The following is a 252-nucleotide window of genomic DNA, read 5'->3' as shown; positions in this document are numbered from 1 at the left end:
GGCGATTCATCTTCTTGTTGAAGTCGAAGTCGAAGCCGTCGAGCGTCTTGCCCGCGTCGCGGAAGGCGCCCTGCTTCAGGCGGCGTTGGATGAAGCTGTCGCTTCGACGTGTCAGCTCGTCGTTGACTGTTGCTGAGCGAAGTGGTTGATGGAGAGCGCGGTCGCGACGAGCGCGTTGGTTGCCGGGAAGGGATGTTGCAGGCCGTGCGGAGTCCAGCAGCGAGCCGGATTCTGGCGCGCCACGCTGCGTGA

At 63.5% G+C, this 252-nt stretch carries 1 pseudogene; it reads right to left on the bottom strand.

Going from position 1 to position 252, the window contains the following annotated elements:
• Positions 1 to 252, bottom strand: a pseudogene (locus tag FL311_RS44845) (hypothetical protein); the annotation flags it as partial.

Source organism: Myxococcus sp. AB025B (genome assembly GCF_006518215.1).
GTDB lineage: Bacteria > Myxococcota > Myxococcia > Myxococcales > Myxococcaceae > Myxococcus > Myxococcus fulvus.
Note: the sequence above shows the minus strand (reverse complement) of the source record. Positions and strands in the feature narration are given on the sequence as shown.